The organism is Caldicoprobacter sp. (assembly GCF_047459465.1).
Lineage (GTDB): Bacteria > Bacillota > Clostridia > Caldicoprobacterales > Caldicoprobacteraceae > Caldicoprobacter.
Window position 1 is genome coordinate 1 of record NZ_VSCO01000080.1, and the last position, 8,431, is coordinate 8,431.

At 43.4% G+C, this 8,431-nt stretch carries 7 protein-coding genes; 1 reads left to right on the top strand and 6 read right to left on the bottom strand.

All coding sequences use genetic code 11. The features are described 5' to 3' along the window. Both FWJ59_RS06315 and ilvB read right to left on the bottom strand, forming a co-directional pair. Positions 1-815: prenyltransferase (locus tag FWJ59_RS06315; protein WP_414481119.1), on the bottom strand; the 815-nt coding region annotated here is incomplete at its 3' end. Between the two features lie 70 nt (positions 816-885). Continuing rightward, positions 886-2,574, bottom strand: coding sequence for a biosynthetic-type acetolactate synthase large subunit (gene ilvB, locus FWJ59_RS06320; protein ID WP_414481120.1), 1,689 nt, complete (start codon positions 2,572-2,574; stop codon positions 886-888). 328 nt (positions 2,575-2,902) lie between these two features. Here ilvB and FWJ59_RS06325 point away from each other — a divergent pair, with 328 nt between their 5' ends. Next, positions 2,903-3,919, top strand: a complete 1,017-nt coding sequence (locus FWJ59_RS06325; RefSeq protein ID WP_414481121.1) for a helix-turn-helix transcriptional regulator — start codon at positions 2,903-2,905, stop codon at positions 3,917-3,919. A 150-nt stretch (positions 3,920-4,069) separates the two neighbouring features. On the opposite strand, the gene FWJ59_RS06330 is transcribed toward FWJ59_RS06325, so the two are convergent. The 4 genes from FWJ59_RS06330 to FWJ59_RS06345 all read right to left on the bottom strand — a co-directional run bounded on the left by FWJ59_RS06330 (position 4,070) and on the right by FWJ59_RS06345 (position 8,428). Beyond that, complete coding sequence (locus FWJ59_RS06330) at positions 4,070-5,299, bottom strand: DUF438 domain-containing protein (RefSeq protein ID WP_414481122.1); 1,230 nt, start codon at positions 5,297-5,299, stop codon at positions 4,070-4,072. Between the two features lie 165 nt (positions 5,300-5,464). Next, entirely contained in the window at positions 5,465-6,436 is a 972-nt protein-coding gene (locus FWJ59_RS06335) for a methyltransferase MtaB domain-containing protein (RefSeq protein WP_414481123.1), read from the bottom strand. A gap of 242 nt (positions 6,437-6,678) precedes the next feature. After that, positions 6,679-8,073, bottom strand: a complete 1,395-nt coding sequence (locus FWJ59_RS06340) for a hypothetical protein (RefSeq protein WP_414481124.1) — start codon at positions 8,071-8,073, stop codon at positions 6,679-6,681. A gap of 199 nt (positions 8,074-8,272) precedes the next feature. Then, positions 8,273-8,428 carry a DUF5317 family protein gene (locus tag FWJ59_RS06345; protein ID WP_414481125.1) on the bottom strand — a complete coding sequence of 52 codons (156 nt, stop codon included), beginning with the start codon at positions 8,426-8,428 and terminating at the stop codon, positions 8,273-8,275. Positions 8,429-8,431 lie beyond the last annotated feature (3 nt).

The following is an 8,431-nucleotide window of genomic DNA, read 5'->3' on the forward strand; positions in this document are numbered from 1 at the left end:
TGAGCAACCTTAACAGCCCTTATGGCCAACGGGATGCTGATTAATCCCAGCAACCAAAAGGCATTTCGCAGTACAACGGCCAATGGGATGAACCACAGGTAAGCGATGAGAAACAGGATAGCAAATACCTTGACGCTTTTTTGTTTTCCTAACCTAACTACCCAGTTTCTTTTGTTTCCTTTAAGGTCGGCTTCATAATCGGGAAATTGATTTATCCACAGAACGTTGGCTATTAGGATGCCTATGGGTATGGATATCAATAGAGCTGATAAATCCATTTTGCCCGTTTGCAGGCAATATATACCTAGGACTATGAGGGGGCCAAATGTCAACCCCACCGTTACTTCACCCAGCCCCCGATAAGCCAGCTTGAAGGGAGGAAGGCTGTACACGATGGAAAGCAAAACACCTGCTATCCCTATCCAGAGGACGCTTATTTCCTTAAAAAATATGATGTAAAGGCCTATCCCACAGGCTATCAAAAAGGTAACGATGGCAATTATGACAACTTCAGTTAGCGTAAGCTTTCCGTCAACAATGGTCTTTTTCCCTCCGCTAAAGGGGGTCCGTTTGTCGGGGGATACAAACCGGTCAACCCCCGACAAGTAATCCACATATTCGTTTACTGCGTTTTTGCCAATTTCTATACAATAAACAGCTATAAGAGCTACCAAAAACCAATAAATGTCAAACTTTCCCGTGCAGCCGTAGGCAAATGCCCCACCTACCACCATTGGCACTGTGGAAGCTATCCAAATTTTAGGATCGGCCAGTTGCCAAAAGCCCTGCCATATGCGCTTTACATCCGCCTTCATGCTTAATTCCCCCTATATTGGCAGATATTGCTCAAAGTATTGGCTTTTAAATGCCATTTTTATTATACTTTTAATCTATAATCTCATCAATAGGTGCTCCCGGAGGGACCATGGGATATACCATTTCATCCGGATGTATCATGCATTCTATCAAAACGGGTTGCTCCATTTCCAAGGCCTTTTTAAGCGTATCTTCTACTTCTTCGTTGGAAGTTATTCTGAACCCTTTGATTCCATAGGCATCGGCCAGCTTTACAAAATCCACATCGGGGCCCAACGTGCTGTATGAAAACCTCTTGTTGTAGAACAGATTTTGCCATTGGCGTACCATGCCCAGGGCTTGATTGTTTAAGACCAATTGTACTATGGGCAACTTGTATCTGGAAACTGTAGCCAGTTCTATGGAATTCATCATAAAACTTCCATCACCTGCAACGTTTATTACCTTTCGATCGGGCCTTCCGATGCATGCCCCTATAGCCGCTCCCAGACCGAATCCCATGGTGCCCAAGCCGCCGGAGGAGATAAAGGTTCTCGGTTCATCGAACTTGTAAAACTGGGCAGTCCACATCTGGTTTTGACCTACTTCTGTGGTAATTATGGCTTTTCCAGCAGTAAGGGCGTAAAGCTTTTCTATAATAAAGCGGGGAGATAGTTTTCCTTTGGGAGCAGTGCGCTTTGATGCATATTCCTTTTTCCAATCGTCTATCTGTTTGTTCCAGCTGTTAGGTTGCTTCTCCTCCACTAAATCGATCAATTTCTGGAGTATCTTTTTTACATCTCCGCAAATGGGTATATGAATATCGATGTTCTTACCCAGTTCCGCTGGGTCAATGTCTATATGAATGATTTTGGCATTGGTGGCAAATTTATCGGCTCTGCTTATGACACGATCGCTGAATCGGGCGCCTACGGCTATCAGCAGGTCGCAGTGGGAAATGGCGTAATTTGAAACCCTTGTTCCATGCATTCCCACCATACCCATGAAATACGGATGGGTACCCGGGAAAGCGCCTAAACCCATGAGCGAACATGTCACTGGTGCTTTTATCTTTTCGGCAAAGCGTAGCAGTTCGTGGTTTGCGCCCGATATGTTTACGCCTCCTCCTGCGTATATTACAGGCCTTTCACATTTGTTTATGGCTTCAGCAGCTTTTTGGATGTTTATTTCGATTTGTTCATTGCGGTAAAACTGAGGATGAAATATGTCTTCATTTACATAGCTTGTATCCACCTGAACTGGCTGATAATCTATGACGGTATTTTGTATGTCCCTCGGTATATCGACCAAGACAGGGCCTGGACGGCCGCTTCGTGCTATCTTAAAAGCCTGCCTTATAATATCTGGCAGACGTTGGGCGTCTTTAACGATATAATTGTGTTTGGTGATGGGCGCAGTTATGCCGCTTATGTCCACTTCTTGGAAGGAGTCTTTGCCGAGCAGAGAAGAAGCTACCTGGCCGGTAAACACAACTAGCGGTACCGAATCCATATAGGCAGTTGCAATACCGGTTACCGTATTGGTAGCTCCCGGCCCTGAGGTGGCAAACACTACGCCAACTTTTCCAGTAGCTCTTGCATATCCGTCTGCAGCGTGGGTAGCTCCTTGTTCGTGAGCAGTCAAAATGTGGGTGATGTCTTTTGCATCATAGAGAGCATCGTATACTGGAAGGATGGCTCCTCCAGGAAAGCCGAAAACCACATTTACACCCTGTTCCCTCAAACATTCAATGACCACCTGAGCGCCTTTCAATTTCACTATTTCATCGCCTCCTTTTTCTGAAAATGAGTATTAAAAAACCCTTCATCCCTTTTATTGAAATGGGACGAAAGGTTTTCTTTCGTGGTACCACCGCCTCTCTTAAACCCGCCTGAAAATGCTGCTCTTCCCTTCATGGCCTTTAGGTGGATATTTGTGTATAATTGGCTATATTCTAATATAATTTGTGTAGAAAAGCAAGAGCCTTTTGCAAAACATCTTACCGACTATTTTGATATATATTTAACAATTTGTGTTCTAGAAGGAATTTGTTGTAATCTGTAGAATACATCTTTTGTTGATATTTCTAAGAAAGGTGTGTAAAAACATGAGCAAGTTGAGTCAGTGTTTGAAGATCATTGCACTGCTTCAGACTCGGCAAATGCTGTCGACAAAGGAAATAGCTGAAATACTTGATATAACGCCGCGAAATGTAAAGGCGTATATCGAATATTTAAAAAAAGCGGGTATCCCTATATATGGAATGCCGGGAAGGGCGGGCGGCTATTATCTGGGAAACGAATACTATTTTGAAATACCCAAGCTTGACGAAGGGGAGTACTCGGCTTTGATGCTGGCCGAAAAGCTTTTAAATTTCAAAAGCGGGTTTCCCCTTGCAAATGAGCTACAGACGGCAGTTGCCAAAATACGTTGTGCCTTGGGCGATACCGTAAACAATGTTTTTCCTATACCTACAGATGAATTAATGCTTTCTTTAGGGAAAGTGGATTTGAAGGATAATCTGGATAAGGTATTGACTACTATTTACATGGCCATAAAGCAGCGTAGACGCATACGGGTTCTCTATTACACTGCTTCCAGGGATGAAAGAAAGAGGCGAGAAATAGACCCTTATGCTGTAATTTATCGCGAGGGTTCGTGGTATTTGATCGGATACTGCCACTTGAGGAAAAAGATACGCACATTCAAGCTGGTCAGGATAGAGGATATTGAAATATTGGATTCGGCATTTACTTATCCGTTGGATTTTTCAGTGAAGGAGTATATGTCAAACATTTTCAGTGTAATAGAAGGCGAAGAATACGATGTTGAGATACGGTTTTTCCATCCTGCCAGTATATGGGTAAAGGAGAAGAGATGGCTTCCCAATCAACGGATTGAGGAGCTAAAGGATGGCTCTATCATTTTTAAGGCCAGAGTAAAAGGGCTTATCGACATAAAGAGATGGGTATTGAGCTTCGGGAAGTTGGCAGTGGTGCGAAAGCCTGAGGAGCTTGTGGAAAGCATAAGGAATGAGATAGAAGCCATGGAGTACTTATATGGGGAATGGCATTGTAAGCAGGAACAAACCTCTGGAATGGTACATCCTCATGAAGAAAAATAGCCTTGTGATGAAAGGCATTGCTGTTGGACAACCATCTATGAGAGGCTCGATATAAGCAGAAAAAAGATGCCTCCTCATTTTGGCATGATGTTTTGAAGTCGAGAAGGCATCTTAGATTTGTCCATTTTCATTTATCCTAGTTGTTTGACATTATTCATCTAAAAGCCTTTTTTCTCCTCTTATTTCCTGAATGGGCTTTATATCCTGCGTGACTTCTAGGATGCCGAGGAATTGCCCCGCGTTGTCCCTTACGGCAAAATAGCGAATGAAGACGTATTTATCACCCTTCTTGATCCAAAAATCTTCGTGATCCTTTTTGCCGGTTCTTAAGTCTTCTACTATTTTTTGGACTATATGCATGCTGGCAGGAGGATGGCAATTTTCCAAGCGTCTGCCGAGGACTGCCTTGGGCCTGGCAAATATCCTTTCCTTGCCCTGGGAGAAATATTTTACTATTCCGTCTTTGTCTACGAAGGTGATGTCCACTGGCAAGGTGTTGAAAATAGCCTCTATCTCCTGTTGTGAGAGTATGCCGGTTTCAAACTTAATGTATCCTCCTTCAACGGGTTGCTGGCCTTGAAGCTGTGCCTTTTGTTCTACGTTTTCCCGGGTAGGATGCCATTTCCCTGCAGGTTGGGTAAGGCAATACCCTATCTCATAACTTTCTTCTTCTATCTTGAGCCATTCGTCTTCGCTTAAGGTGTTGAGCGCCATGGGAAAGAGTATATTTTCCTCTTTGAAGATCATCTCTATGACCTTGTCGATGACCTGATTGGCCTTGTCTATCACTTCATCCTTATTGCCCCTGTAATTTGAGAGCATGGAACTGACCTCTTTGATTCCATCCCGTATTTCGTCATCCACGCCCCACATCACTTTCGGCGGGGCTGTAATGCCATACTTTTCTAGGAAGGGGAACAGCAGGTTTTCCTTGCGAGCGTAGTGCTTATCCACTTCCCATAAGGTGTTGAAGTCTTGTGCCAACTTGCTAACATTTTCAGGACTATCTGAGACTTCAAATTCTTTTATATGAGGTTTTATGCGGGCATTTATGAGCTTTTCTAGTTCCCTGTTTTCTAGTTTGAAGGTATGAACGGGATGGCCAGGGACATCTTCTGGCCTTTGGGGGCGATGTATTTCTTCTATGGAACCCTTAAAGACGGCTGCGTGTACATCGCACAGCCTCTGTATTTCTTCAACAGGCATGCCTTCCATTATCAATGCCTGTTCCATGTTGGCAATTTCTTCTGTCGATACTCCTTTGATGAGTTCTTCGAACCTAGGCTTTACTTCTTCTACGGTTTTTCCGCTATGTAGCTCTTTGATCAGCTCTTTCAATACCTTCATCCTGTATTCGCGGTTGTTTATGAATTCGCTCACCGAATCGCCTCCTTCATGATATGCCTACTTAGGCTCTCTTTCTAACTAAGGAATTACTGGGCTAAATATCTCTGTATATGCTGCTGATGTTGGTCAATATTATTATTCCCTCATTTTGCATTAAAAAACTGCAGTTGATAAAACTGCAGTTGAAATGTAGGATTTTCATTTTAAACCGTATTCTCCAGGTTTCCATTTTGTCAGATCTGTTTCCTTTTTTATTTGGTGCCAGAATTCTTCTTCGTCGTCGGGGATGGTTTCAAGCTGAGCGCTTATGATGTCCAGCCACTTTTGTTCCCGAGGAGGCACCACAACCTCGCCGTTTTTGATGCCTTTTTTAATCGTGTCCACGGCCAAGGATGCAGCTTTCTTGGTCGCTAAAAAGGCGTTTTCCTCTTTTACCAATTCCTTACTGATTTCCAGCACAATATCCGGCCTTAAAATATAAGCTTGAGGGTCAAATTTATCGTCGGATTTGGCCAACCAATCGCGCATCTTTCGAGCGTAATTCTGCCCTTCCGCTGCTGCCTGGTTCATCAAACGGCAATCGTAAATCAGCTGTTCAGTGTAGACCACCGGGGCGGGAGCGCTCAAGAGCTTAATGTTTTGTACCGATTCGTTGCTCCAGCAGTCGCAAACGCAAGCTGCTATGTTGCCTAACGCGCTTAGGTGGGCGCATGCCGCTGTTTTTCCCTCCATTGATATGGGAACGCCGGCTATGGCCTTGATATAAGGACCTTCGTATCCGCAATCCTTATTTGGCCCTACTGCTCCCATTTCATAAGCAGCCAGCGTCCTGGGTACGCTTGCCACCCGATCTACCGCTGCAAATACCTTGGGAATCATACCCTGTTCCGCCAGTACCATGGCGGTATTGGCAAAGCCGCAAGCTGTGTCTCCACCGGGGATGCAACCAGTTGACTCGGCTATTTGCACTATATGCGCCCATAGGAACCGCATATCCCTGATCCCTAAGACGCCGAGAGCAAAGATTGCCTTTCTCATGTCGCAGTTGATTAAAGCTTCATCGTGAAGCTCTTTTCCGCCTGTGGATTCTATGGATAGGATATCGGCTCCTTCCTCAGCGCATCCTTGAAAGACGGTAAGCATGCTTTCCAAAAGCTGACCATGCCGCATAAGAGATGGGCGTACCATTTTATAAAGAAGCCAAAGGATTTCTTACAATACCTATAGGATTAATTAGCAAGAACCTCTTAAAATTATCAAAAATTTACAAAAAGGTATGTGTAACGTTCTTATTAAGAGCGTTGAACATATTGTATGATGAAAGCATGGTAAAATCTTGCGTTGGCCTTAGGATGTTCCTTTTTAGGTCTTAAGTCGGCATATGAAAATAGCCGGAGCATTTGCTCCGGCTTTTAAAATTCGGGGTTGAGGGAATATCCAAACATGTGGTTTATGAGGGCTTCTTTAAGCTTTTGGCTGTCTTTGGCATCGGCCTCACTGATGGGTATATCGCCCGGCATGAGGTTTGAAAATCCCACCATGCCCCGGCCACGCTCAAACACGCGCTCCTCTATATAGGTGTTTTGGAAGTATCCTGGTACGCCCTTGACTGTGTACGTTACCTTCATTTTGCCGGTCATAGAGTCATATTCCTTTATTTCAGCTGTTACCTTGTATTCCTTGCCGTTTATCTTGGTATTATGGCTCCATGTTGTTCCCTTTTTGAAAGGGGTTTTCAATATTACTAGGTTGTGTAGCTTTGAGTTTACCTCGGGGGGATTAAACCGGGTGCTCGATATGACTTTTTCGGTTACTGTGCCCTTTACGTAATCGATATAATATCTTACCGTAAATTGGTCATCTATTCCTGTTCCGTCTTGGTACATTCCCTGGAATTCGTATATGGCATCATCGGATGTACTGGATATCTCCTTTAATGTTCCTACATGCCCGTATTCGGCAAGGCCAAAATACCTTAGCTGTACATTGAGTTTGGGGAGATAGGCGTTTATCTCCAACTTATTTCTGTAGCCTGTGCCTGGGTAATATATATAATACCCTATGGTGAAATTTTCGGTGGGATCCATGTAGAGCTTTTCATAGGATAGGACTCCCACGCCTTCCTTTATCTCACGCTTTTCGTAATATTCGCTTCGGGTATCTTCATACACTACTGTATATATTTTTTGACCGTTTTCTTCTCTTACATCGGTAATGGTGGTCTTTAGAGTCACCGTTTCCCCGTCCTCTTTAATTGTCTCCTGGAGCCAGCTGTTTCCTTTCTGTAGTGGAGTCCTTATGAGTTCCAGATCTTTAAACGGGGTGTCCATCATGGCCTCACCCGCCTTGTTTTGGATGAGCACGCCCGGCTTTGCGATATAGGTCACAGAGAAGGATAGGTCTTGGCCAGATTCTCCTCCCGACATGTCGTATACTTCCCCTTTTATATGATAGACTATGGTATTGCCTTCTTTTGATATATCTTCTAGCGTCATCCTGTGGCCGTATTCGGCAAAGCCATGATATGACCACTGATAATCTGGGCGTGAAGGCAAAAGTTTAGCAATTTCTTCTATGCCTGATATTCCCTCTTTGTTGGTCGTTTGATCAGGTTTATCTTCTTGCTGTTTCTGATCATCTTTTTGCTTCTCCTGAGAAGCTTCGTTTGAAGGAGACGAGGTGATCTCTTCAGGTAGATCTTTTTGTTGCGTGCCAGGAGGGTTAACGCTATTGCTTGTACTACATGCTGTCAACGCTAGGATCAGTGTTACGAGGGATAAAATGATGGTTAATTTAAATATCTTCACCCATTTCACCTCTATTCAGCTTCAAATTCTTCTGTCTATTAGTATACCAAGCAATTGTTACGTTTTATTTTCTAAAAATAAAAAATACCATTACGATTTTCTATTCAATGCAAAAATATGCTTAACAATTATGAAAATTTTTAAGATTATGAAATTTTTGAATATTTAAATAACATGAGAACGGATGAAAGTCCATAGGCTATTCGGCAAGGGTTATGTTCTGTATGAGGAGGAATACTCCTAGTAGTATTATGATGTCCCCTATGCTTATGAATTGCTCTTTGGGCCAGGGCAAATAGATTATATCAGCCAAGAACCATAAAGGGGTTTTATCGGTTATGAATGTATAGCTTATAAG